Consider the following 23,208-nt stretch of genomic DNA (forward strand, 5'->3'; position numbering starts at 1 on the left):
AGGATGATTGAAGCAGATCGCCTGGTATCGGCAGGCACTATTCAGGCTGACGACGTGGTGGATCGCGCGATCCGCCCTAAGTTGCTTGATGAGTATATTGGCCAGCCGCAGGTGCGTTCCCAGATGGAGATCTTCATCCAGGCGGCAAAGCTGCGCGGCGATGCGCTCGATCACCTGCTGATTTTTGGTCCTCCGGGTTTGGGGAAAACCACGCTGGCGAATATCGTTGCCAATGAAATGGGCGTGAATCTGCGTACCACGTCAGGCCCGGTACTGGAAAAAGCAGGCGATCTGGCGGCGATGCTGACCAACCTTGAACCTCACGATGTGCTGTTTATCGATGAGATCCATCGCCTGTCTCCGGTGGTGGAAGAGGTACTCTATCCGGCAATGGAAGACTACCAGCTGGATATCATGATCGGTGAAGGTCCGGCCGCGCGTTCAATCAAAATCGATCTGCCACCGTTTACCCTGATTGGCGCCACCACCCGTGCCGGGTCGTTAACCTCTCCACTGCGCGACCGCTTTGGGATTGTTCAGCGTCTTGAGTTTTATCAGGTCGCCGATCTCCAGCATATCGTCGGCCGCAGTGCCCGCTATATGGGGCTGGATATGAGTGAAGAGGGGGCGTTTGAAGTGGCGAAGCGCTCGCGCGGGACACCGCGTATCGCTAACCGCCTGCTGCGCCGCGTCCGTGACTTTGCAGAAGTGAAGCACGATGGTTCCATTTCTGCCGAGATTGCTGCTCAGGCGCTGGATATGCTGAATGTCGATGCTGAGGGTTTTGACTACATGGACCGCAAGCTGCTGCTGGCGGTGCTGGACAAATTCTTTGGCGGGCCGGTCGGGCTGGATAACCTGGCGGCGGCAATCGGGGAAGAGCGCGAGACCATTGAAGATGTACTCGAACCGTATCTGATCCAGCAGGGCTTCCTGCAACGTACCCCGCGTGGACGCATGGCCACGGTGCGGGCGTGGAATCATTTCGGTATCACGCCACCGGCAATGCCGTAATGCTTAATTCCCTCTCCCTGTGGAGAGGGTTAGGGTGAGGGCATCAGCGCCCTCGATGTCAACTTGCGGTCTTCTTCATCATACTGAAAATAAACAGCACCGCGGCACACAGCACCACTGACGGCCCCGCAGGCGTGTCATAGAGCGCCGAGAAGGTTAATCCGCCCGTGACCGCAATCATCCCGATAATCACCGCCACGCCTGCCATCTGCTCCGGCGTACGGGCAAAACGACGCGCGGTGGCCGCAGGAATAATCAGCAGCGATGTAATAATCAGCGCACCGACGAATTTCATCGCCACGCCGATGGTTAGCGCCGTCACCAGCATCAGCAGCAGCTTCACGCGCTGCAATTTCACCCCGTCAACAAACGCCAGATCCGGGCTGACGGTCATTGCGAGCAAATTACGCCACTGCCAGAGCAGAATTCCCAGCACCACGAGCACGCCGATGGCGATAGCGATCAGATCGTCCGGCGTCACGGCCAGCAGGTCGCCAAACAGGTAGGCCATCAGGTCAACGCGGATATTGGACATCAGGCTCACTACCACCAGACCCAGCGACAGGGCGCTGTGCGCCATAATGCCAAGCAGGGTATCAATGGCGAGGTGAGGGCGTTTTTCCAGCCAGACCAGACCGGCGGCGAGGAGCAGCGTAACGACAATCACCGCATAGAACGGATTGACGTCCAGCAGCAACCCAAATGCCACGCCCAGCAGTGAAGCATGCGCCAGGGTATCGCCGAAATAGGACATTCTGCGCCATACCACAAACGAACCCAGCGGACCCGCGGCGCAGGCGAGCATAATCCCGGCCAGCCAGCCGGGCAGTAACAGTTCAATCATGAGTGTCCATTTCCCCGGCGCAGGACAATTCGTCCCTGTAAATCATGGCGGTGATTATGATGATGGCGATAAATCCCCAGTTGCTCAGCACCGCGAGGGCCAAACATGGAGATAAATTCAGGGTGCATCGACACCACTTCAGGTGTGCCGGAGCAGCAGATATGATGGTTCAGACAGAGCACTTCGTCGGTTTTCGCCATCACCAGATGCAGGTCGTGGGAGACCATCAGCACCGCGCAGTTCAGTTCATGGCGCAGTTGGTCAATCAAATCGTAAAGCGCGACCTGACCATTGACGTCCACACCCTGCGTTGGCTCATCCAGTACCAGCAGTTGGGGGCTACTCAGCAGCGCGCGGGCAAGTAACACGCGCTGGGTTTCCCCACCGGACAGTTTTTGCAGCGGGGCGTCGACAAGGTGGCCTGCCTGGACACGTTTCAGCGCCGGGAGAATATCGGCTTTACGCGTTCCGGGGCGCAGACGCAGGAAGCGGCTGACGGTCAGCGGCAGCGTGGCATCGAGGTGTAATTTTTGCGGGACGTAGCCGATACGCAATTTTTCTTCACGCTTGATGACACCTTCATCAGGGGCTACCAGACCCAGCACCACGCGCACAAGGGTGGATTTACCTGCGCCGTTCGGACCGAGCAGCGTCAGAATTTTACCGGGCTTCAGATCCAGCGACACGTCAGAAAGAACGCGGCGCTGACCGAATGAGACCGAAACATTTTCAAGAGAAACCAAAGTTGTCATGTCAATTTAAGCTTGCAGAAGTCAACGAATGTTATAATATCACATTCCACGCATTCATTACGATGATTAGCCGCATTATGTTACATAAAAATACGCTTCTTTTCGCAGCATTATCCGCCGCCCTTTGGGGTACAACAGCACAAGATGTCAACGCGGCCGTTGTCGCTTCGCTTAAACCGCTGGGATTCATTGCTTCGGCCATTACTGATGGAGTGACCGAGACCCAGGTTCTGCTGCCTGATGGGGCTTCAGAGCATGATTATTCATTGCGTCCGTCTGATGTAAAACGCTTACAAAACGCAGACTTAGTTGTCTGGATTGGGCCAGAAATGGAAGCCTTCATGCAGAAGTCTGCGAAACAGCTTCCTGAGGCTAAACAGGTCACCATTGCCGAACTCACCGGTGTGCAACCGTTACTCATGAAGGGGAGTGACGACGACGGTGACGAACACGAAGGTCATCATGCTCATGATGAAAAAGGTGACGGGGATCACCATCACGGCGAGTACAATATGCATCTTTGGCTCTCCCCAGAGATAGCGCGGCTGTCGGCGGTTGCAATCCATGACAAATTAGTGGAACTTATGCCGCAAAGTCGAGCCAAACTAGACGCCAACCTGAAAGATTTTGAGGCACAATTAGCCGCAACCGATAAGCAGGTGGGTAACGAGCTGGCACCGCTGAAAGGAAAAGGGTACTTCGTTTTTCATGACGCCTATGGCTATTACGAAAAACACTACGGCCTGACCCCGCGTGGGCATTTTACCGTCAACCCTGAAATTCAGCCTGGTGCGCAGCGTTTACATGAGATCAGAACACAGTTGGTTGAGCAAAAAGCGTCCTGCGTTTTTGCTGAGCCACAGTTCAGGCCAGCGGTCGTAGAAGCCGTGGCCAGGGGGACATCCGTGCGCATGGGAACCCTTGACCCGCTAGGAACGAACATCCAGTTGAGTAAAGCGAGCTATTCACAGTTCCTCACTCAACTGGCGAACCAGTATGCGAGCTGCCTGAAAGGAGATTAACGAGGAAGTGAATACGTGCAACAGATAGCCCGCTCTGTCGCCCTGGCATTTAACAATCTGCCCCGACCCCATCGCGTTATGCTGGGGTCGCTTACAGTTCTCACCTTAGCGGTCGCCGTCTGGCGGCCCTATGTTTACCACCCGAGTTCTGCCCCGATCATCAAAACCATCGAGCTTGAGAAGAACGAAATCCGTTCTCTGCTGCCGGAGGCCAGTGAGCCTATCGACCAGGCGGCTCAGGAAGATGAAGCCATTCCGCAGGATGAGCTGGACGATAAAACCGAGAATGAGGCGGGGATCCATGAATATGTGGTCTCCACGGGTGATACGCTGAGCAGCGTTCTTAACCAGTACGGCATCGACATGGGGAATATCAGCCAGCTGGCCGCCGCGGATAAAGACCTGCGTAACCTGAAAATCGGCCAACAGCTCTCCTGGACGTTAACGCCGGATGGCGATCTGCAGCGTTTGACCTGGGAAATGTCCCGTCGCGAAACGCGCACCTACGACCGCACTGCAAACGGTTTCAAGATGACCAGCGAATTGCAGAAGGGCGACTGGGTTAACAGCGTGATGAAAGGGACCGTAGGCGCAAGCTTTGTCTCCAGCGCGCGCGATGCGGGCCTGACCAGCGCTGAAATCAGCTCGGTTATCAAAGCCATGCAGTGGCAGATGGATTTCCGTAAGCTGAAAAAAGGCGATGAGTTCTCCGTACTGATGTCCCGCGAGATGCTGGATGGCAAGCGTGAGCAGAGCCAGCTGGTGGGTGTGCGTCTGCGCTCTGATGGCAAAGATTACTACGCCATTCGCGCTGAAGACGGCAAATTCTATGACCGCAGCGGTACCGGGCTTGCGAAGGGCTTCCTGCGCTTCCCGACGGCGAAGCAGTTCCGCATTTCATCCAACTTCAACCCGCGTCGTCTGAACCCGGTTACCGGGCGCGTTGCGCCGCATCGTGGCGTTGACTTCGCCATGCCGCAGGGCACACCGGTGCTGGCAGTAGGGGATGGTGAAGTGGTTGTCGCCAAACGCAGTGGTGCTGCCGGGTACTATGTCGCGGTCCGTCATGGTCGCACTTATACCACCCGCTATATGCACCTGCGTAAGCTGCTGGTGAAACCCGGTCAGAAAGTGAAACGTGGCGACCGTATTGCCCTCTCCGGGAATACCGGGCGTTCTACGGGGCCGCACCTGCATTATGAAGTGTGGATCAACCAGCAGGCGGTGAACCCGCTGACGGCGAAACTGCCGCGTACCGAAGGGCTGACGGGTAAAGATCGTACCGATTACCTGGCGCAGGTGAAAGAGGTTATACCGCAGCTGCGTTTCGACTAAAACCTTCTGTTTTGTTTAAAAGCCGGCGTCAGTAAGCGCCGGCTTTTTCTTTTGTGCGTGGGCCGCTGCCTCGCTACACTATCGTCATTATATTTTGCGTCACCAGACCCTGGAACCAGCATGGAAACCAAAAAAAACAATATTGAATTCATTCCTGAGTTTGAAAAATCCTTTCGCCACCCGCGTAACTGGGGCGCCTGGCTGGGCGTTTACGCGTTTGCTGGCATTGCCATGTTACCTGCCTCTGTGCGCGATCCCGTTCTGGGGAAAATTGGCCGTCTGGCAGGGCGAATGGGTAAAAGTGCCCGTCGCCGCGCGCAAATTAACCTCTACTATTGCTTCCCGGAAAAGAGCGATGCCGAGCGCGAAGCCATCATCGACGAAATGTATACCACCGCGCCACAGGCCATGGCGATGATGGCTGAGCTGGCGCTGAAAGGGCCGGAGAACGTCCTTAAGCGCGTTGACTGGAAAGGGCTGGAGATCATCGATGAGATGCGCCGTAACGACGAGAAAGTGATTTTCCTCGTTCCGCACGGCTGGGGGGTGGATATACCGGCTATGCTGATGGCATCTCAGGGCCAGAAGATGGCGGCCATGTTCCATAACCAGGGAAATAAGGTATTTGATTTTGTCTGGAACACCGTGCGTCGTCGTTTTGGTGGACGCCTGCACGCCCGCAACGATGGTATCAAGCCGTTTATTCAGTCCGTGCGCCAGGGGTACTGGGGCTACTATCTGCCGGATCAGGATCACGGTCCTGAACACAGTGAGTTTGTCGATTTCTTCTCGACCTACAAAGCGACGCTTCCGGCGATTGGCCGTCTGATGAAAGTTTGCCGCGCCCGCGTGATCCCGCTGTTCCCGGTGTACGATGGCAACACGCACCGTCTGAGCATTGAGGTTCGCCCGCCGATGGACGACTTACTGACTGCGGACGATCACACCATTGCGCGCCGCATGAATGAAGAGGTAGAGGTGCTGGTGGGACCCCATCTGGAGCAATACACATGGATCCTGAAGCTGCTCAAAACGCGTAAGCCCGGCGAGAAAGAGCCGTATCAGCGCAAAGAACTCTATCCCAGGAAATAAAAGTCCCTCTCCCCGGAGGGGAGAGGGAAACTGATGCAGATTATTCGACGGTTAAAACGCGGGTGGTGTTGGTTGAGCCAATGGTGCTCATCACATCACCCTGCGTCACGATGACGATATCGCCGGATACCAGGTAGCCTTTGTCGCGCAGCAGATTGACGGCATCGTGCGCCGCAGCCACACCGTCATTGGTGCTGTCGAAGTAAACCGGGGTCACACCGCGATACAGCGCCGTCAGGTTTAGCGTGCGTTCGTGACGGGACATCGCGAAGATCGGCAGACCAGAGCTGATGCGTGAAGTCATCAGCGCAGTACGGCCCGATTCGGTCATGGTGATGATCGCCGTGACACCCTTCAGGTGGTTGGCCGCATACATCGCGGACATGGCAATCGCTTCTTCCACATTGTCGAACTGCACGTCCAGACGGTGTTTAGAGACGTTGATGCTTGGGATCTTCTCTGCGCCCAGACAGACACGCGCCATCGCTGCCACGGTCTCCGCCGGGTACTGGCCGGCTGCGGTTTCAGCGGAAAGCATGACCGCATCAGTTCCGTCCAGCACGGCGTTAGCCACGTCCATTACCTCTGCACGGGTCGGCATTGGGTTGGTGATCATGGATTCCATCATCTGGGTTGCGGTGATCACCGCGCGGTTCAGCTGACGCGCGCGACGGATCAGCGCTTTCTGGATGCCGACCAGTTCCGGGTCACCAATTTCCACACCCAGATCGCCACGGGCAACCATGACCACGTCAGACGCCAGAATCACATCATCCATCGCGTCCTGATCGCAAACGGCTTCCGCGCGTTCAACTTTTGCCACGATTTTCGCGTCACAGCCTGCGTCACGTGCCAGACGGCGCGCATAGTTCAGGTCTTCGCCGCAGCGCGGGAAGGAGACGGCCAGGTAGTCCACGCCGATCAGCGCCGCGGTAACGATATCCGCTTTATCTTTATCCGTCAGCGCTTCGGCAGAGAGGCCTCCGCCAAGCTTGTTGATGCCTTTGTTGTTGGAGAGTGGGCCGCCGACGGTGACTTCGGTGAACACTTTCATCCCCTGAACTTCCAGCACTTTCAGCTGAACACGACCGTCGTCGAGCAGCAGGATATCGCCAGGCACAACGTCAGCCGGCAGACCTTTATAGTCGATACCCACTTTCTCTTTATCGCCTTCACCTTTACCCAGGTTGGCATCCAGCAGGAATTTATCGCCGATATTGAGGAATACTTTGCCTTCTTTGAAGGTCGAGACACGAATTTTTGGACCCTGCAGGTCACCGAGGATGGCAACATGGCGGCCCAGTTTAGCCGCGATCTCACGTACTTTGTCGGCACGTAATTTATGGTCTTCTGGCGTGCCGTGAGAGAAGTTCATACGCACCACGTTGGCACCCGCGGCGATAATCTTTTCAAGGTTATTATCGCGATCGGTGGCCGGGCCTAAGGTGGTGACGATCTTGGTTCTGCGAAGCCTTCTGGACATGTAATACTCCGTTGACTGAAACAACTTTGGTGTTGCGTGAAGATTGAATCGGCCTTCATCTGCTGCAAGGCAACCGCGAGGGGACCGAATGCCGTAAATCGTTACATCGTAATTATTTGTTACGTCTTCGTTATCTACTATCAGGGAACATCGCTCTTTATAAGCAATTCTTTATCAAAACGCGATTCCTTGAGCGCTTCCTTGACACGCTTCAAGTTATCCCGGAATTTTGCGCCCCGGCGTAAGGTAAATCCGGTCGCCAGTACGTCAATGACCGTCAACTGCGCCAGGCGGGAGACCATCGGCATATACATATCCGTGTCTTCCGGGACGTCCAGGGTGATGGCAAGCGTGGCTTCTCTTGCCAGCGGCGTGCCTGCGGTCGTGAGGGCGATGACCATGGCATCGTTTTCACGCGCCAGCTGCGCGAGTTCAACCTGACTTTTGGTGCGCCCGGTATGCGAAATCAGGACCACCACGTCATCTTCGCTACAATTCATACAGCTCATGCGTTGCAACACGATGTCATCGGAATAGATGACCGGGACGTTGAAGCGGAAGAATTTATTCATGGCGTCATGCGCCACGGCCGCCGATGAGCCGAGGCCGAAGAACGCAATCCGCTTGGCCTGCGTCAGTAAATCGACTGCCCGATTGACCGAACTCATATCCAGCGACTGACGGACGTGGTCAAGGGTGGCCATCGCCGATTCAAATATTTTCGCCGTGTATGCATCAACGCTGTCGTCTTCATCCACATTGCGATTAACATAGGGCGTACCATTTGCCAGACTTTGCGCCAGATGCAGTTTAAAATCAGGAAAGCCGCGCGTTTCCAGGCTGCGGCAGAACCGATTCACCGTCGGTTCGCTGACGCCTGCATCCTGCGCCAGAGCGGCGATGCTTGAATGAATCGCCTGAGCAGGCGAGGCGAGAATAACTTCAGCCACTTTTCGCTCGGATTTGCTAAGGTGTTCCAGTTGAAACTGGATTTTTTCCAGCATGTTCATTGTTAACAAGGCGCTCATGGGGTGGAAACGATTTCATTGATTGATGAAATCAGGATTCGATTTAGCCGATATTACCCCTGCGGCTTCTTTATAGGGTAACAGCCGACAAGAAATGTTGTTGTTTTTTTTCATTACTTGATCGGTGTCGGATTTTGCCGGGCCCGTTTAGTACAAAGAATCGACGCTTTTTGCGTGAGTACCCTGCCACAGGCGCGGGAAAGGTGAAAAAACGCCGTATCGCACGCGACGTTAAGCGCTAGTGGTTTCGGGAATGGCGTAAAAGCAGTACAGTGCATTGTAATAAAATTACAACGATACCTGGCAGAAGCACCAGGTGATCCAACTGAGGAGAATGACATGGCGGTAACGCAAACAGCCCAGGCATGTGACCTGGTCATTTTCGGCGCGAAAGGCGATCTTGCACGCCGAAAATTGCTGCCTTCCCTGTATCAACTGGAGAAAGCGGGTCAACTTCATCCGGATACCCGTATCCTGGGTGTAGGGCGCGCCGACTGGGACAAGGACGCATATACCAAAGTCGTACGTGAAGCGCTCGAAACGTTCATGAAAGAGAAAATTGATGAAAGTTTGTGGGATACCCTGAGCGGACGTCTCGATTTCTGCAATCTGGATGTGAACGACGTGAGCGCGTTTACCCGTCTGGGTGAGATGCTGGATCAGAAAAACCGGGTCACCATTAACTATTTCGCCATGCCACCAAGCACCTTTGGCGCCATCTGTAAAGGTCTGGGCGAAGCGAATCTGAACGCCAAACCGGCGCGTGTGGTAATGGAAAAACCGCTGGGTACCTCGCTGTCTACCTCCCGCGAAATCAACGACCAGGTCGGCGAATACTTCGAAGAGTGCCAGGTCTATCGCATCGACCACTACCTGGGCAAAGAGACGGTACTGAACCTGCTGGCGCTGCGTTTTGCCAACTCCCTGTTTGTTAACAACTGGGACAACCGCACCATCGACCACGTGGAAATCACCGTGGCCGAAGAGGTGGGCATTGAAGGCCGTTGGGGTTACTTTGACCAGGCCGGCCAAATGCGTGACATGATCCAGAACCACCTGCTGCAGGTACTCTGCATGATCGCCATGTCTCCGCCATCAGACCTGACCGCAGACAGCATCCGCGACGCGAAAGTGAAAGTCCTGAAATCACTGCGCCGTATCGACCGTTCTAACGTGCGTGAGAAGACGGTTCGTGGCCAGTACACCTCCGGGTTTGCGCAGGGCAAAAAAGTCCCTGGCTATCTGGAAGAAGAGGGCGCGAACAAGTCCAGCAACACCGAGACGTTTGTGGCGATCCGCGTGGATATCGATGACTGGCGTTGGGCGGGTGTGCCTTTCTACCTCCGCACCGGTAAGCGTTTGCCAGCCAAATGCTCTGAAGTCGTCGTCTACTTCAAAAACCCTGAGCTGAACCTGTTTAAAGAGTCCTGGCAGGAGTTGCCTCAGAACAAACTGACTATCCGTCTGCAGCCGGATGAAGGTGTGGATATCCAGATCCTGAACAAAGTACCGGGGCTGGATCACAAGCACAACCTGCAGACCACCAAACTGGATCTGAGCTACTCCGAGACCTTCAATCAAACGCACCTGGCGGATGCTTACGAGCGCCTGCTGCTGGAAACCATGCGCGGTATCCAGGCGCTGTTTGTACGTCGCGACGAAGTGGAAGAGGCGTGGAAATGGGTCGACTCCATCACCGAAGCCTGGGCTGCCGATCAGGATCCGCCAAAACCGTATCAGGCGGGCACCTGGGGACCTGTCGCCTCCGTGGCGATGATCACCCGTGATGGCCGCTCCTGGAACGAGTTTGAGTAAGATAATCCTCTAGCCAGAAGGTGTTATTTTACCGGTAACATGATCTAACACAGCTAGTGGCACAATTTTTATACTTTTAAGCTCCGCGTGGATTCACCCGCGGGGCTTTTTTTATTACACTGCCGGAAGCGATTTTGCCCCTGAGCTCCGGATAGCAAGCGTTTCAGCGTTGTTAACAACTGCCAGCGACTTTGTAAACTCCCGAGCCCGGACAGATAAATTAGAGGAGCTTTTATGAATCCGACATTGTTACGCGTAACACAACGCATTATCGAGCGCTCGAAAGAGACGCGTTCTGCCTACCTCGCCCGCATTGAACAAGCAAAGAGTGACACCGTCCACCGCTCGCAACTGGCCTGCGGTAACCTGGCACACGGTTTCGCCGCCTGCCAGCCTGCCGATAAAGCATCGCTGAAAAGCATGCTGCGTAACAATATCGCTATCATTACCTCCTATAACGACATGCTCTCCGCGCATCAGCCGTACGAAGTGTACCCGGACATCATCCGTAAAGCGCTGCACAGCGTGAATGCGGTGGGCCAGGTCGCGGGAGGTGTGCCGGCCATGTGTGACGGAGTGACCCAGGGCCAGGACGGGATGGAACTGTCGCTGTTGAGTCGCGAAGTAATCGCCATGTCTGCAGCGGTAGGCCTGTCGCATAACATGTTCGATGGCGCACTGTACCTTGGCGTGTGCGACAAGATTGTCCCGGGGCTCGCCATGGCGGCGCTGTCGTTTGGTCATCTTCCGGCGATTTTTGTGCCGTCAGGTCCGATGGCCAGCGGTTTGCCAAACAAAGAAAAAGTGCGTATCCGTCAGCTCTATGCCGAAGGTAAAGCAGACCGTCAGGCGCTGCTGGAAGCGGAAGCTGCCTCTTACCATGCGCCAGGCACCTGTACCTTCTATGGCACGGCCAACACCAACCAGATGGTGGTGGAATTTATGGGGATGCAGCTTCCGGGCTCCTCCTTCATTCAACCCGATGCCCCGCTGCGCAAGGCCCTGACCGAAGCCGCCGCTCGTCAGGTGACGCGTCTGACCGGGAACGGCAATGAGTGGATGCCGCTGGGTAAAATGGTCGATGAGAAAGTGATCGTCAATGGCATCGTGGCCCTGCTGGCAACGGGTGGCTCAACCAACCACACCATGCACCTGGTGGCGATGGCCCGTGCGGCGGGCATCCTGATTAACTGGGATGATTTCTCCGACATCTCTTCCGTGGTGCCGCTGATGGCGCGCCTGTATCCGAACGGTCCGGCAGACATTAACCACTTCCAGGCCGCCGGAGGCGTACCGGTGTTGATGCGTGAGCTGCTGAAGGGCGGTCTGCTGCATGAAGATGTGAACACCGTCGCGGGCTTTGGCCTGCAGCGTTATACCCTGGAGCCATGGCTGAACAACGGTGAGCTGGACTGGCGTGACGGGGCGAGCGCCTCTCTCGATCCGCAGGTTATTGCTACCTTCGAACAACCGTTCTCACGCCACGGCGGCACTAAAGTGCTGAGCGGCAACCTGGGACGCGCGGTGATGAAAACCTCCGCCGTACCGGAAGAGAACCAGGTGATTGAAGCCCCGGCAGTGGTCTTTGAGAGCCAGCATGATGTTTTACCTGCCTTTGATGCTGGCCTCCTTGATAAGGATTGCGTGGTGGTCGTACGTCATCAGGGACCCAAAGCGAACGGGATGCCAGAATTACATAAACTTATGCCACCACTTGGTGTATTATTGGACCGCCGTTTCAAAATTGCACTGGTCACCGATGGACGCCTCTCTGGCGCCTCAGGTAAAGTGCCTTCAGCCATCCACGTAACGCCTGAAGCGTATGATGGTGGTTTGCTGGCTAAGGTGCGTGACGGCGACATCATCCGCGTCAATGGCCAGACAGGAGAGTTAACCCTGCTGGTGGATGAAGCCGAGCTGGCGGCCCGTCAGCCCCATATTCCCGACCTGAGCGCATCGCGCGTGGGAACCGGACGCGAAATGTTTGGCGCGCTGCGTGAGAAACTCTCCGGGGCGGAGCAGGGCGCAACCTGTATTACGTTTTAAGACGACTTGATTTTATCGATCTGGCGAGAGAAAACTCTGATGAAAAACTGGAAAACAAGTGCAGAAGCAATCCTGACCACTGGCCCCGTTGTGCCGGTTATCGTGGTGAACAAACTGGAGCACGCGGTACCGATGGCGAAAGCGCTGGTTGCGGGTGGCGTTCGCGTTCTGGAAGTGACCCTGCGTACCGCCTGCGCGATGGACGCGATTCGCGCCATCGCTAAAGAAGTGCCGGATGCCATTATTGGTGCGGGTACCGTTACGAACGCAAAACAGCTGGCTGAAGTGACTGAAGCGGGCGCGCAGTTTGCCATCAGCCCGGGTCTGACCGATTCGCTACTGAAAGCGGCAACCGAGGGCACCATCCCGCTGATCCCGGGCATCAGCACTGTCTCTGAACTGATGCTGGGCATGGACTACGGCCTGAAAGAGTTCAAATTCTTCCCGGCTGAAGCCAACGGCGGCACCAAAGCGCTGCAGGCGATTGCAGGTCCATTCTCTCAGGTGCGCTTCTGCCCGACGGGCGGCATCTCTCCGGCCAACTACCGTGATTACCTGGCGCTGAAAAGCGTGCTGTGCATCGGCGGCTCCTGGCTGGTGCCGGCGGATGCGCTGGAAGCGGGCGACTGGGACCGCATCACCAGACTGGCTCGCGAAGCGGTTGAAGGCGCGAAGCAGTAAGAATCTCCCATCATGAAAAACGGGCCATCTGGCCCGTTTTTTTATCCGTTAACGCGAATCGCGGCAGCGGCGGCTTTAGCGCTTGCCACGGCATCATCCACGTTATCGCCGGTGGCTAATGCCACACCCAGACGACGCGTACCGTCGATCTCCGGTTTCCCGAACAGGCGAACCTGCAGACCTGCCCCAACCGCGCCTTCAACGTTGTCAAAGGTGACGTTCTGGCTGGTCAGTTGCGGGAGGATCACCGCCGAGGCGGCCGGACCGTACTGGCTAATACCACCAACCGGCAGGCCGAGGAACGCGCGCACGTGCAGGGCGAACTCGGAGAGATCCTGGGAAATCAGGGTCACCATTCCGGTATCGTGCGGGCGAGGAGAGACTTCGCTGAAAATCACCTCATCACCGCAAACAAACAGCTCCACGCCGAACAGGCCGTAACCGCCCAGCGCCAGCACCGTTTTACGGGCGATCTCCTGCGCGCGCGCCAGGGCCAGGGCGCTCATCTGCTGCGGCTGCCAGGATTCACGGTAATCGCCATCCTCCTGACGGTGCCCAATCGGATCGCAGAAATGGACGCCATCAACGGCGCTGACGGTCAGGAGGGTAATTTCAAAATCAAACTTCACCACGCCTTCAACAATCACGCGACCGGCTCCGGCGCGACCGCCCTGTTGGGCATAATCCCACGCCTTGTCCAGCGTGCCGCTGTCACGGATAAAGCTTTGACCTTTACCGGAGGAGCTCATGACGGGTTTAATGATGCACGGGAAACCGATCTCGTCGACGGATTGCAGGAACTCGGCTTTATCGCCAGCAAAACGATAGGGTGAGGTGGGCAATCCCAGCTCTTCCGCCGCCAGGCGACGAATGCCTTCGCGGTTCATGGTCAGCTTTGCGGCCTTCGCGCTGGGCACGACACGCTGGCCCTCCTGCTCAAGGGTAATTAGCGTGTCGGTGGCGATGGCTTCAATTTCCGGTACGACAAAATCCGGTTTCTCAAGCGTAATCAGCTCGCGCAGGGCAGCGCCATCCAGCATGTTAATCACATAAGAACGGTGGGCGACGTGCATGGCGGGTGCCTCCGCGTAGCGGTCTACCGCAACGACTTCCACGCCTAAACGCTGGCACTCAATGGCGACCTCTTTACCCAGTTCACCCGATCCCAACAGCATCACACGCGTCGCCGCAGGTCGCAGCGCGGTTCCTAAACGAGTCATAACAATCCCCCTGAAAAAGTTGCGCGCAGTATAAACGAAAACGTTTGCGTCTGTCTTGATCGGGGCCAGTGCACAGGCAAGAAATTTGCGCTTCTTTAGTCCCTCCAGACATTTCCTGACGCCTGCTCGCTTAGGCTGTGGAATATGTACACCGTTAAGTGAGGGACACCATGTCAGGCTGGTTAAATCAATTGCAATCACTGTTAGGGCAGAAAACATCGCCATCCGGCGATCAGGGGCTGAGCAAACTGCTGGTCCCCGGGGCGCTCGGCGGGCTGGCGGGCCTGCTGGTGGCGAATAAATCCTCGCGCAAGTTGCTGGCAAAATATGGCACCGGGGCGCTACTGGCCGGTGGCGGAGCCATCGCGGGCACTGTCCTGTGGAACAAATACAAGGACAGAGTGCGAACCGCACATAGCGATGAACCCGATTATGGTCAGCACATGTCACCATTGGACCTGCGTACCGAGCGGCTGATCCTGGCGCTGGTTTTTGCCGCGAAAAGCGACGGCCATATCGACGAGAAAGAACGGTCGGCGATAGAGCAGCAACTGCGGGAAGCCGGTGTGGAAGAGCAGGGCAGAGCGCTGGTGGCCCAGGCTATCGAACAGCCGCTGGATCCGCAGCGCCTTGCGCAAAACGTGAAGAATGAGGAGGAGGCGCTTGAACTCTATTTCTTAAGCTGTGCCGCCATCGATATCGATCACTTTATGGAGCGCAGCTACCTCAACGCCCTCGGCGACGCGTTGAAGATCCCTCAGGACGTGCGCGAGGGTATTGAGAAAGATATCAAGGAGCAAAAACAGGCGTTAGCGGGTTAACTGTCACCGTCGCGGTCATGTTTCGCTTGCATCATGCGCGTGTTTTGCCAACCTTATAGGGTGTAAAACTCAAAAGAAACATGACATGCCACCAAAAGCCCGACGTACTCCTTATGCGATCACCACGCATGGCGATACGCGTATAGATAACTATTACTGGCTGCGGGACGATTCGCGTTCCCGGCCAGAGGTGCTCGACTATTTGCACGCGGAAAATGACTATGGCCGCAAGGTCATGGCCAGCCAGCAGGCGCTGCAGGATCAGTTGCTGAATGAAATGGTGCAGCGCATTCCCCAGCGCGATGTCTCCGCACCCTGGACCAAAAACGGCTATCGTTATCGCCATATCTACGAGCCAGGTAATGAATATCCCATCTATCAGCGTCAGTCGGTGTTAAGCGCCGAGTGGGATGAATGGGATATTTTGCTGGATGCCAACCAGCGTGCTGCCCACAGCGAGTTTTATACGCTGGGGGGCATGTCGGTTTCACCCGACAACTCCATTATGGCGCTGGCGGAAGATTACCTCTCCCGTCGTCAATACGGCCTTCGTTTTCGCAATCTGGAAACCGGGAACTGGTACCCGGAGATGATTGCGAACGTTTCGCCGGATTTTGTCTGGGCGAATGATTCCGAAACCGTCTACTACGTGAAGAAACATGCCTCCACGCTGCTGCCTTATCAGGTATGGCGTCATACCGTCGGCACCAGTGCGGATGATGACGAGCTGGTCTACGAAGAGAAAGATGAAACGTTCTATGTCAGTCTGCATAAAACGTCGTCACGCCACTATGTGATCATCTTCCTCGCCAGCGCGACCACTTCTGAAGTTCTGCTCCTGGATGCCGAACTGCCTGATGCACAACCGCTCTGTTTTCTGCCCCGTCGTAAAGATCATGAGTACAGCCTGGATCACTTCCAGCACAGCTTTTACCTGCGCTCTAACCGCGAGGGCAAAAACTTTGGCCTCTATAAAACCAAAGTGCGCGATGAACGGAAGTGGGAAGTGCTCATTCCTGCACGGGATCAGGTGATGCTCGAAGGGTTTACTCTCTTCACCGACTGGCTGGTGGTAGAAGAGCGCCAGCGGGGGCTGACCAGCCTGCGGCAAATTAACCGCAAAACGCGGGAAGTCATCGGGATCGCGTTCGACGATCCGGCCTATGTCACGTGGATTGGGTTTAATCCCGAGCCGGAATCGTCCCGCTTGCGCTATGGCTACTCGTCAATGACCACGCCGGATACGCTGTTTGAGCTGGACATGGAGACCGGACAACGTCAGGTCCTTAAGCAGTCTGAGGTTAAGGGGTTTGATTCTGATAACTACCGAAGCGAACACCTGTGGGTCACTGCCCGGGATGGCGTTGAGGTGCCCGTCTCGCTCGTCTATCACAAGACGCATTTCCAGAAAGGGAAAAACCCGATCCTGGTCTACGGGTATGGATCCTACGGCTCAAGCATGGATGCCGATTTCAGCAGTAGCCGATTGAGCCTGCTCGATCGCGGCTTTGTTTTCGCTATCGCCCATGTGCGCGGTGGCGGCGAATTGGGCCAACACTGGTATGAAGACGGGAAATTCCTGAAAAAGAAAAACACCTTCAATGACTACCTCGACGTCTGCGATGCGCTAATAGAGCAGGGCTATGGCGATCCGCAGCTCTGCTTTGGCATGGGCGGCAGTGCGGGTGGCATGCTGATGGGAGCCGTCATCAATCAGCGTCCCGATCGCTTTAAGGGAATTGTCGCGCAGGTTCCGTTTGTCGACGTGGTCACCACGATGCTGGACGAGTCCATTCCGCTGACCACTGGTGAGTTTGAAGAGTGGGGGAATCCACAGGACGAGATCTATTACCGCTACATGAAAGAGTACAGTCCGTACGATAATGTGGAAGCTAAAGCCTATCCGCACATGCTGGTGACTACCGGCCTGCACGATTCGCAGGTGCAATACTGGGAGCCCGCGAAATGGGTGGCAAAACTGCGTGAGCTGAAAACCGATAACAACCTGTTGCTTCTCTGTACTGACATGGACTCCGGACACGGCGGGAAATCGGGGCGATTTAAATCGTATGAAGGGGTCGCGCTGGAGTATGCCTTTTTGATTGGCCTGGCGCAGGAAACGCTACCAGGCCGTGCCGGGAATTAAGCTTCACCCAGATAGTGCTTGAGCGTTAAGCGCAGCTCCGGGCTCATTTTGTCGAGGTTGTTGTACAGCCAGCGCAGATAGCCCGGATCTTTATCGGCGATATCGGACACCGCTTTGCCGCGGTATTTGCCAAAGGTGAAGGTGGTCAGCAGCGCCGGTCGCCCAGTAATGGTCGCCATATCATCCGGCGTCCAGCCAGAGGTATTCATAATATCTATGAGTAGCGCCGCGGTGATATAGCAGTCGTACAGGGCGCGGTGATGATGCAGCCCCTCGGGCGTTCTGACGCTGAGCTTACGGGACTTATACAGCGCCATATTGCTGTATTTGATCCCCGGCCACAGACGACGCGCCAGCTTCATGGTGCAAATCCATTCGCCGGGCATCTCGGGCAGTACCCGGCGGTCAAAGCTGGCGTTGTGCGCGACATACCACGGGCTACCGTAATAGTGCGGAATGACCTCTTCAATCCAGGGTTTATCCGCCACCATCGATTCGGTAATGCGATGAATGGCCATCGCCTGCGGGCTAATCGGGCGGTCGGGACGCACCAGATGGCTCATTGGGTTGACGATTTTTCCGTCAATGACGTCAACAGACGCCACTTCCACTATTCCACCCTGAAGATCGCAAGTTTCGGTATCGATGACGCGCAGCATTGAACGCTCCTGAGCTAAAACGCTTAGCCTAAAGGAATGATATCGCCTTGCCAACCCTGTCGGCCCAGAGATCCGGTCAATAATAGCTCGCCCTTATCCGCACGGACGATCAGCTGGCCTTTTTCATCCCACAACGCGCTACCCCCACGGGCGTTCGCCATTAACACCGCAATGGCATACTTATGTGCGAAGCGCTGTAACGTGCTGATGGACTGACGCCAGCGGTTATCCCCCACCGACTGACAGCTGGTAAACAGCGTCGCCTGCGGATCCAGATTGGGGGAATCGGCATGTGTATCAATAATCGTCAGCTGTTTATCACCCGGAACCAGGCTGGCACCGCTCCCCTGAGGGTAGCGCAGGATGCCATGCCGGGACGGTGAAAACAGGGCGAGGCCTTTTACGCGCTGACCATTCAGATCCAGGGGCAGACCGGCAATGATGGTAATCCGGTAAAGCGATGCGGCGGTCAGCAAGGGGGCAAGCTGTCCGTCATTGGGTGGGGGAGGTAAGTCCGTCGTTCCCGGTCCTGTTAACGATAGTTCAGGAAAGACCAGGAGGTCGCACTGCTGTTGTACCGCTTCTGCAACGAAACGGAGATGGTGTGCTACGTGGTCATCTACACTGTGATGCTGCCCGGCATACTGGGCGGCGGCAATATTCCATTGTGACATCGTGACTTCCTTATACACAGAGTCGCAGGATTTAAGAGTACACCTAATTTAATCAGGGTTTTCTTATCCTGGCATATTCCGCGTAAGGAAGTGTAACGAGTCGTTAAGCTTATTTCACTTTTGGTTCGTACGGTAAACGAGAGAGATTAACCGACGCGAGTCGGTGGGCAATCAAGCGTTCGCGGAACCAGTCACGCAGATGGGCGGGTTGTTCGCGTTCCACCACTTCTGCCACGATTGGCATGTTGTAACGCTCTTTAAACGCGACACCTGCGGCAGCGAGATCGACATTCACTTTATCCATCTCGTCCTGAGGAAGGGCAGCCAGATTGATCTTCATTACCTTCTCCTTTTTATGCGGCGGCAACGTTACCGCGATTGCGCGACGATGACAAGCGGAGGTGGGATGATCCTCGACTCGATTATTATACAGCGTTATTCTTTATCATACAGACATAACAAAAAGGAATGATTGCGATGGGTTTATCCGCTTCCCGCGCGGTATGCGCGCTGGCTTTTCTCTTCTCTTCCGTCACCGCGACCCCGGCGCTGGCGCACGCGCACCTTCAACAGCAAATCCCGGCAGCCGATAGTCAGGTGGTAGCCCCTCAGACGCTTACCCTGACATTTTCCGAAGGCATTGAACCGGCATTCAGCGGTGTGGTGGTGAAGGATGCACAAGGAAACGTGGTTAAAACCGGCCATATTCAGCGTGACGCGCAGAATAAGGCCCAGCTCGATGTTCCGCTGGCGCAGACGCTGGTGACCGGCACGTACCAGGTTGACTGGCATGTGGTCTCGGTTGATGGCCACAAAACCAAAGGCAGCTATCACTTCAGCGTGAAATAACATGCTGGCCTTCATCTACGTGGGGTTGCGCTTTATCCATTTCGGCGCGCTGATGCTGATTTTTGGTAATGCGCTCTATAGCGTCTGGTTTGCCCCTTCTTCCCTGCACCGTCTGATGACCCGGCGTTTTCAGGCGCAGCAGCAGATTGCGTCTCTGGTCAGTCTGTTGTCGGCGTTCCTGATGTTCATGATCCAGGCGGGGCTAATGGGCAACGGCTGGGGGGATGTGTTTAATCCGGACGTCTTGCAAAGTGTGCTGGCAACGCAGTTTGGTAGCGTCTGGCTGTGGCAAATTATCCTGGCCGTAATCACCGCCTGTGCCGCGTGGCTTGCGCCACAAAAAGGATCGCGATTATTGCTGCTCGCAATGGGGCAATTTGTCCTGCTGGCAGGCGTGGGGCATGCGGCGATGAACGACGGCGCCGTGGGGGCGATGCAGCGCATTAATCACGCACTGCATTTGCTGTGTGCCGCCACCTGGGTTGGCGGCCTCCTGCCACTGCTGTTTTGCATGCATCTGGCGAAAGGACGCTGGCAGACTGCGGCAATCTATACCATGATGCGCTTCTCTCGCGTGGGGCATTATGCCGTAGCGGGGGTAGTGCTTACCGGCGCGATCAATGGGCTCTTTATTCTGGGCATCACGGTGCCCTGGCAGACGGGGTACGTACAACTTTTGTTGTTCAAATGTGCGCTGGTGGCATTGATGGTGGTAATTGCGCTGGCGAATCGGTATTTTCTGGTGCCACGGTTTAGTGCCCACATCGGGCGCGAGCAACAGATTTTTATCAGGATGACACAGGCAGAGGTGGTGCTGGGAGCGTTGGTGCTGGCAACGGTCAGCCTGTTCGCGACCTGGGAACCCTTTTGACAAGGTTAAATAGCATATGAAAAAGACAGTACTCTCTCTCTTATTGATGGCCTGTACGGGGAGCGCTCTGGCGGCACCACAGGTTATCACCGTCAGCCGTTTTGAAGTGGGTAAGGATAAATGGGCGTTCAATCGCGAAGAGGTGATGCTGACCTGTCGTCCGGGTCATGCGCTGTATGCCATCAACCCAAGCACGCTGGTACAGTACCCGTTAAACGACGTGGCCGAGCAGCAGGTCGCCAGCGGTAAGAGCAGCGGGCAGCCCATCAGCGTTATCCAGATTGACGATCCGTCCAGCCCCGGGCAGAAGATGAGCCTTGCTCCGTTTATCGAACGCGCCGACAAGCTCTGCTAGTTTCCGGTTCCCAGTAAAAAAAACCGCAGCTGCTTGCGAAAGCACTGCGGTTTTTCATTTTTATTGATGTTTTGACGCTTTTTTTCCGACCGCTTTTACTGTGGACTGGAAAACCTGGCGTCGTCATCTATTCTTAAAAGGCAAGGCGACTTAGCCTGCATTAATGCCAACTTTTAGCGCACGGCTCTCTCCCAAGAGCCATTTCCCTGGACCGAATACAGGAATCGTATTCGGTCTCTTTTTATCTGATTGAAAGCAAAAATAAAATCCAGTTATCTACTCTCTCAGATGGGGGACTCCCGGTGAACCTCCTTTCAACATACCACACTACGGCAGGCGGAAGTCCAGCCCTTTTTGACGGTTTTGTTAAATTCTTGTATGTGGTTGGCAAAAGCAATGCGCAGGGCTAAAAGCGGGCGTTGATGGCCGTTTTGATTTCATCAAGCAGCTCAAAGCGGCGGCGGTATTCGGCCCGTTTCTTACTGGCAATCTCGTCCAGGGATTTACGCGCCATCTCTGGCGGCAGCTGCCAGCAGAAAGTTGAGCGTTTTTTGCCGTCCAGCGTTTCCCAAAACTCATCGTAGCTGGCGTGGAAATGGCGACCTTTGCTCAGGCGATAACGCAACGCGCGAAAAACATGCCCTTCATCACTGACGGCATAAATAGCGCGGATACTGGACTGCGCGACCAGCTGGAAAATGACTTCCATCAGAACGCGTTTTGGGAACAGGCCGTGGCAGGCGCGGGTGGCCTGTTTTATCACATCGCGACTGACGCCGCGGCGTGGCCCCTGAAGCCCACCGATCACCAGTACCCGTTGCCCCGCGCTGCGTGCAACGCTAAAAGTCAGGCTTGCGAGCAAGGTATTTTGGTCATCGCGCAGCCACAACGTGCTTTCACCTTCGCGCTCGGCTTTATGGGCAGAGGAGGCACTGACAGTATAGAGCACCTCATTTTTAGCTCTGAACTGCACCACAGGCTGCTCCAGAGGGCTGGTCAGCGCATGGGCGAGGGAAGGGTCTTTCAGACCATCGATCCAGTGGTAGTGGCTGACGATCGCGTCAGCACGGTCGCCGGTATTCAGACCGCGCATTAAATACTGGCGGTGGGTTTTACTGGGTAACGTAATTTGCGAGGCCAACAGTCGGTCGAAATCATCCCGGCCAGAGAGTGCCTCCAGCATGCGTCGGGTAGAAGACCAGAACAAAAGCGAGCGTAACAGGAACTTCAGTCGATACTCACGCTTTTTCCAGATAGGGCCCGGAACGCATTTTCCGTTGACCAGGTCGGAAATAATATGTGTGCGATGTGGAAAAAGCACATCGTTATGCAGGTGAGTATTGGACACGTTGAAACCTCTCTTTTTATTTAGTGCTTATTCTAAAGGGCCAATAAAAAAGGATTAATAGTGGGAGGATCTTTATTTCCGTTTGGTTTACTGTTTGTTTGGCTTTGTGATATCCGGTGCTGACATTGGCAATTTCTGATGCAGCTATACTTATTCAGGGAGGCCTTATGTATCAGCGAATCGATGGTAGTAAGTGGCGTCACGTCTGGGTTGTGAGCGATATACACGGTTGCTATCAGTGGCTGTTGGACGAACTGAAACGCCGTCACTTTAATCCTTATGAGGATTTGCTTATCTCCGTGGGGGATTTGATTGATCGTGGCCCGGATAGCGTTAAGTGCTTACAGCTCATCAATGAAAAATGGTTTCGTGCAGTACGGGGTAATCATGAACAAATGGCAATCGACAGCCTGGATAATAATGATTTCGCCCTCTGGACGCTCAATGGGGGGATCTGGTTTACGCGTCTTGATGACCTCCAGCAACAGCAGGCAATGACATTATTCGAAGCATGCCGACAGTTGCCGCATATCATTGAGATCACCTGCGCAAACGGTCTGAATGTGATCGCCCATGCCGATTATCCGGCAGCGGAATATGTCTGGCAAAAACCGGTCGATGCCCGGCGGGTGCTATGGGATCGGGATCGGTTAATGGGATTTATGGCAGGCAGAGGGCAGGGGATTTGCGGTGCGGATCATTTCTGGTTCGGTCATACGCCCGTGGATAAGCGATATGATTTTCACAACCTGCACTACATTGATACCGGCGCGGTGTTTGACGGTTATTTCACGCTGGCGCAGCTGCAGTAATAAATAACCCGCCTTCGGGCGGGTTCTCTCTGGTCAGGCAAGACGCATGACCCAGGCATCGGTTTTGCTATCGTAATGCTCGCGGTACAGGACTGAGTGTTCTCCATCAAGGATCGCCGGAACGCTGGTGTCGGCATCCCAGGCATCCAGTTGCATGCACAAATCCGGATCGGATTTGCAGGGAATACTTAACGTTCGCTCGCCCTGGGCTTCGCCGCGCAACTCTGCATCGTCGATTTCAAAAGCGCCAATACGCACGCTGGTTTTCGTCATAATGCTCTCCGGGTGTGTTGTCAAAATCTGGTATGACCAGTTTAGCCATCCATTTTTGATAGTAGACA

The 23,208-nt window shown here is 55.3% G+C and carries 23 protein-coding genes; 13 read left to right on the forward strand and 10 right to left on the reverse strand.

What is annotated here, in order from left to right; all coding sequences use genetic code 11:
- Nucleotides 1-3 precede the first annotated feature (3 nt).
- Nucleotides 4-1,014 (forward strand): Holliday junction branch migration DNA helicase RuvB, encoded by a 1,011-nt coding sequence (ruvB, locus tag ACTJJI_RS12740; RefSeq protein WP_013096086.1) that lies wholly within the window; start codon nucleotides 4-6, stop codon nucleotides 1,012-1,014.
- A 58-nt stretch (nucleotides 1,015-1,072) separates the two neighbouring features.
- On the opposite strand, the gene znuB is transcribed toward ruvB, so the two are convergent.
- Both znuB and znuC read right to left on the reverse strand, forming a co-directional pair.
- Complete coding sequence (gene znuB / locus ACTJJI_RS12745) at nucleotides 1,073-1,858, reverse strand: zinc ABC transporter permease subunit ZnuB (protein ID WP_046888027.1); 786 nt, start codon at nucleotides 1,856-1,858, stop codon at nucleotides 1,073-1,075.
- Nucleotides 1,855-2,610: a zinc ABC transporter ATP-binding protein ZnuC gene (gene znuC, locus ACTJJI_RS12750; RefSeq protein WP_014832401.1), complete on the reverse strand. Its 756-nt coding sequence runs from the start codon at nucleotides 2,608-2,610 to the stop codon at nucleotides 1,855-1,857. Before znuC ends, znuB begins: the two co-directional genes overlap by 4 nt.
- Nucleotides 2,611-2,687: 77 nt before the next feature.
- On the opposite strand from znuC, the gene znuA reads away from it, so the two are divergent.
- The 3 genes from znuA to lpxM all read left to right on the forward strand — a co-directional run bounded on the left by znuA (nucleotide 2,688) and on the right by lpxM (nucleotide 6,059).
- Complete coding sequence (znuA, locus tag ACTJJI_RS12755; RefSeq protein ID WP_192544505.1) at nucleotides 2,688-3,632, forward strand: zinc ABC transporter substrate-binding protein ZnuA; 945 nt, start codon at nucleotides 2,688-2,690, stop codon at nucleotides 3,630-3,632.
- Between the two features lie 15 nt (nucleotides 3,633-3,647).
- A complete protein-coding gene (gene mepM / locus ACTJJI_RS12760) occupies nucleotides 3,648-4,967 on the forward strand; it encodes a murein DD-endopeptidase MepM (protein WP_014832399.1) in 1,320 nt (439 codons plus the stop codon).
- A 120-nt stretch (nucleotides 4,968-5,087) separates the two neighbouring features.
- Nucleotides 5,088-6,059 (forward strand): lauroyl-Kdo(2)-lipid IV(A) myristoyltransferase, encoded by a 972-nt coding sequence (lpxM, locus tag ACTJJI_RS12765; protein ID WP_014832398.1) that lies wholly within the window; start codon nucleotides 5,088-5,090, stop codon nucleotides 6,057-6,059.
- 40 nt (nucleotides 6,060-6,099) lie between these two features.
- On the opposite strand, the gene pyk is transcribed toward lpxM, so the two are convergent.
- Complete coding sequence (gene pyk / locus ACTJJI_RS12770; protein WP_013096092.1) at nucleotides 6,100-7,542, reverse strand: pyruvate kinase; 1,443 nt, start codon at nucleotides 7,540-7,542, stop codon at nucleotides 6,100-6,102.
- A gap of 140 nt (nucleotides 7,543-7,682) precedes the next feature.
- Nucleotides 7,683-8,552 carry a MurR/RpiR family transcriptional regulator gene (locus ACTJJI_RS12775; protein WP_014832397.1) on the reverse strand — a complete coding sequence of 290 codons (870 nt, stop codon included), beginning with the start codon at nucleotides 8,550-8,552 and terminating at the stop codon, nucleotides 7,683-7,685.
- A 357-nt stretch (nucleotides 8,553-8,909) separates the two neighbouring features.
- On the opposite strand from ACTJJI_RS12775, the gene zwf reads away from it, so the two are divergent.
- From zwf to ACTJJI_RS12790, 3 genes are all read left to right on the forward strand, one after another.
- A complete protein-coding gene (gene zwf, locus ACTJJI_RS12780) occupies nucleotides 8,910-10,385 on the forward strand; it encodes a glucose-6-phosphate dehydrogenase (protein ID WP_014832396.1) in 1,476 nt (491 codons plus the stop codon).
- A gap of 234 nt (nucleotides 10,386-10,619) precedes the next feature.
- Entirely contained in the window at nucleotides 10,620-12,431 is a 1,812-nt protein-coding gene (gene edd / locus ACTJJI_RS12785; protein ID WP_046888030.1) for a phosphogluconate dehydratase, read from the forward strand.
- Between the two features lie 39 nt (nucleotides 12,432-12,470).
- Nucleotides 12,471-13,112: a bifunctional 4-hydroxy-2-oxoglutarate aldolase/2-dehydro-3-deoxy-phosphogluconate aldolase gene (locus tag ACTJJI_RS12790; protein WP_047360914.1), complete on the forward strand. Its 642-nt coding sequence runs from the start codon at nucleotides 12,471-12,473 to the stop codon at nucleotides 13,110-13,112.
- Between the two features lie 41 nt (nucleotides 13,113-13,153).
- Here the strand turns inward: ACTJJI_RS12790 and purT are convergent, their stop codons facing one another.
- On the reverse strand, nucleotides 13,154-14,332 hold the full coding sequence (purT, locus tag ACTJJI_RS12795; RefSeq protein WP_440654318.1) for a formate-dependent phosphoribosylglycinamide formyltransferase: 1,179 nt from the start codon (nucleotides 14,330-14,332) through the stop codon (nucleotides 13,154-13,156).
- Between the two features lie 170 nt (nucleotides 14,333-14,502).
- Here purT and ACTJJI_RS12800 point away from each other — a divergent pair, with 170 nt between their 5' ends.
- Complete coding sequence (locus ACTJJI_RS12800) at nucleotides 14,503-15,153, forward strand: tellurite resistance TerB family protein (protein WP_431631411.1); 651 nt, start codon at nucleotides 14,503-14,505, stop codon at nucleotides 15,151-15,153.
- An 85-nt stretch (nucleotides 15,154-15,238) separates the two neighbouring features.
- Complete coding sequence (gene ptrB / locus ACTJJI_RS12805; RefSeq protein ID WP_194515619.1) at nucleotides 15,239-17,299, forward strand: oligopeptidase B; 2,061 nt, start codon at nucleotides 15,239-15,241, stop codon at nucleotides 17,297-17,299.
- Here the strand turns inward: ptrB and exoX are convergent.
- The 3 genes from exoX to ACTJJI_RS12820 form a co-directional block, all read right to left on the reverse strand.
- Entirely contained in the window at nucleotides 17,296-17,958 is a 663-nt protein-coding gene (gene exoX / locus ACTJJI_RS12810) for an exodeoxyribonuclease X (protein ID WP_013096100.1), read from the reverse strand. The genes ptrB and exoX overlap by 4 nt on opposite strands.
- A gap of 23 nt (nucleotides 17,959-17,981) precedes the next feature.
- Nucleotides 17,982-18,632: a carbon-nitrogen hydrolase family protein gene (locus tag ACTJJI_RS12815; RefSeq protein ID WP_047360910.1), complete on the reverse strand. Its 651-nt coding sequence runs from the start codon at nucleotides 18,630-18,632 to the stop codon at nucleotides 17,982-17,984.
- Between the two features lie 109 nt (nucleotides 18,633-18,741).
- Nucleotides 18,742-18,972 carry a DNA polymerase III subunit theta gene (locus ACTJJI_RS12820; RefSeq protein WP_013096102.1) on the reverse strand — a complete coding sequence of 77 codons (231 nt, stop codon included), beginning with the start codon at nucleotides 18,970-18,972 and terminating at the stop codon, nucleotides 18,742-18,744.
- 137 nt (nucleotides 18,973-19,109) lie between these two features.
- Between ACTJJI_RS12820 and yobA the strand changes: the two genes are divergently transcribed.
- The 3 genes from yobA to ACTJJI_RS12835 are packed head-to-tail and all read left to right on the forward strand — an operon-like array spanning nucleotide 19,110 to nucleotide 20,707.
- On the forward strand, nucleotides 19,110-19,481 hold the full coding sequence (gene yobA, locus ACTJJI_RS12825; RefSeq protein WP_063426237.1) for a CopC domain-containing protein YobA: 372 nt from the start codon (nucleotides 19,110-19,112) through the stop codon (nucleotides 19,479-19,481).
- 1 nt (nucleotide 19,482) lies between these two features.
- The gene (copD, locus tag ACTJJI_RS12830; RefSeq protein ID WP_050860145.1) at nucleotides 19,483-20,352 is read left to right on the forward strand and encodes a copper homeostasis membrane protein CopD; all 870 of its coding nucleotides are present in this window, start codon (nucleotides 19,483-19,485) and stop codon (nucleotides 20,350-20,352) included.
- Nucleotides 20,353-20,368: 16 nt separating this feature from the next.
- Nucleotides 20,369-20,707, forward strand: a complete 339-nt coding sequence (locus ACTJJI_RS12835) for a YebY family protein (RefSeq protein WP_014832387.1) — start codon at nucleotides 20,369-20,371, stop codon at nucleotides 20,705-20,707.
- A 406-nt stretch (nucleotides 20,708-21,113) separates the two neighbouring features.
- Here ACTJJI_RS12835 and ACTJJI_RS12840 read toward each other — a convergent pair whose 3' ends face one another.
- A complete protein-coding gene (locus tag ACTJJI_RS12840) occupies nucleotides 21,114-22,055 on the reverse strand; it encodes a VirK/YbjX family protein (protein WP_050860147.1) in 942 nt (313 codons plus the stop codon).
- Nucleotides 22,056-22,222: 167 nt separating this feature from the next.
- On the opposite strand from ACTJJI_RS12840, the gene pphA reads away from it, so the two are divergent.
- Nucleotides 22,223-22,867, forward strand: coding sequence for a protein-serine/threonine phosphatase (pphA, locus tag ACTJJI_RS12845; protein WP_046888040.1), 645 nt, complete (start codon nucleotides 22,223-22,225; stop codon nucleotides 22,865-22,867).
- A gap of 33 nt (nucleotides 22,868-22,900) precedes the next feature.
- Here pphA and ACTJJI_RS12850 read toward each other — a convergent pair whose 3' ends face one another.
- The gene (locus ACTJJI_RS12850) at nucleotides 22,901-23,140 is read right to left on the reverse strand and encodes a YebV family protein (protein ID WP_046888041.1); all 240 of its coding nucleotides are present in this window, start codon (nucleotides 23,138-23,140) and stop codon (nucleotides 22,901-22,903) included.
- Nucleotides 23,141-23,208: the final 68 nt, after the last annotated feature.

The organism is Enterobacter sp. 22466 (genome assembly GCF_052044775.1).
GTDB classification, from domain to species: Bacteria; Pseudomonadota; Gammaproteobacteria; order Enterobacterales; family Enterobacteriaceae; genus Enterobacter; species Enterobacter dissolvens.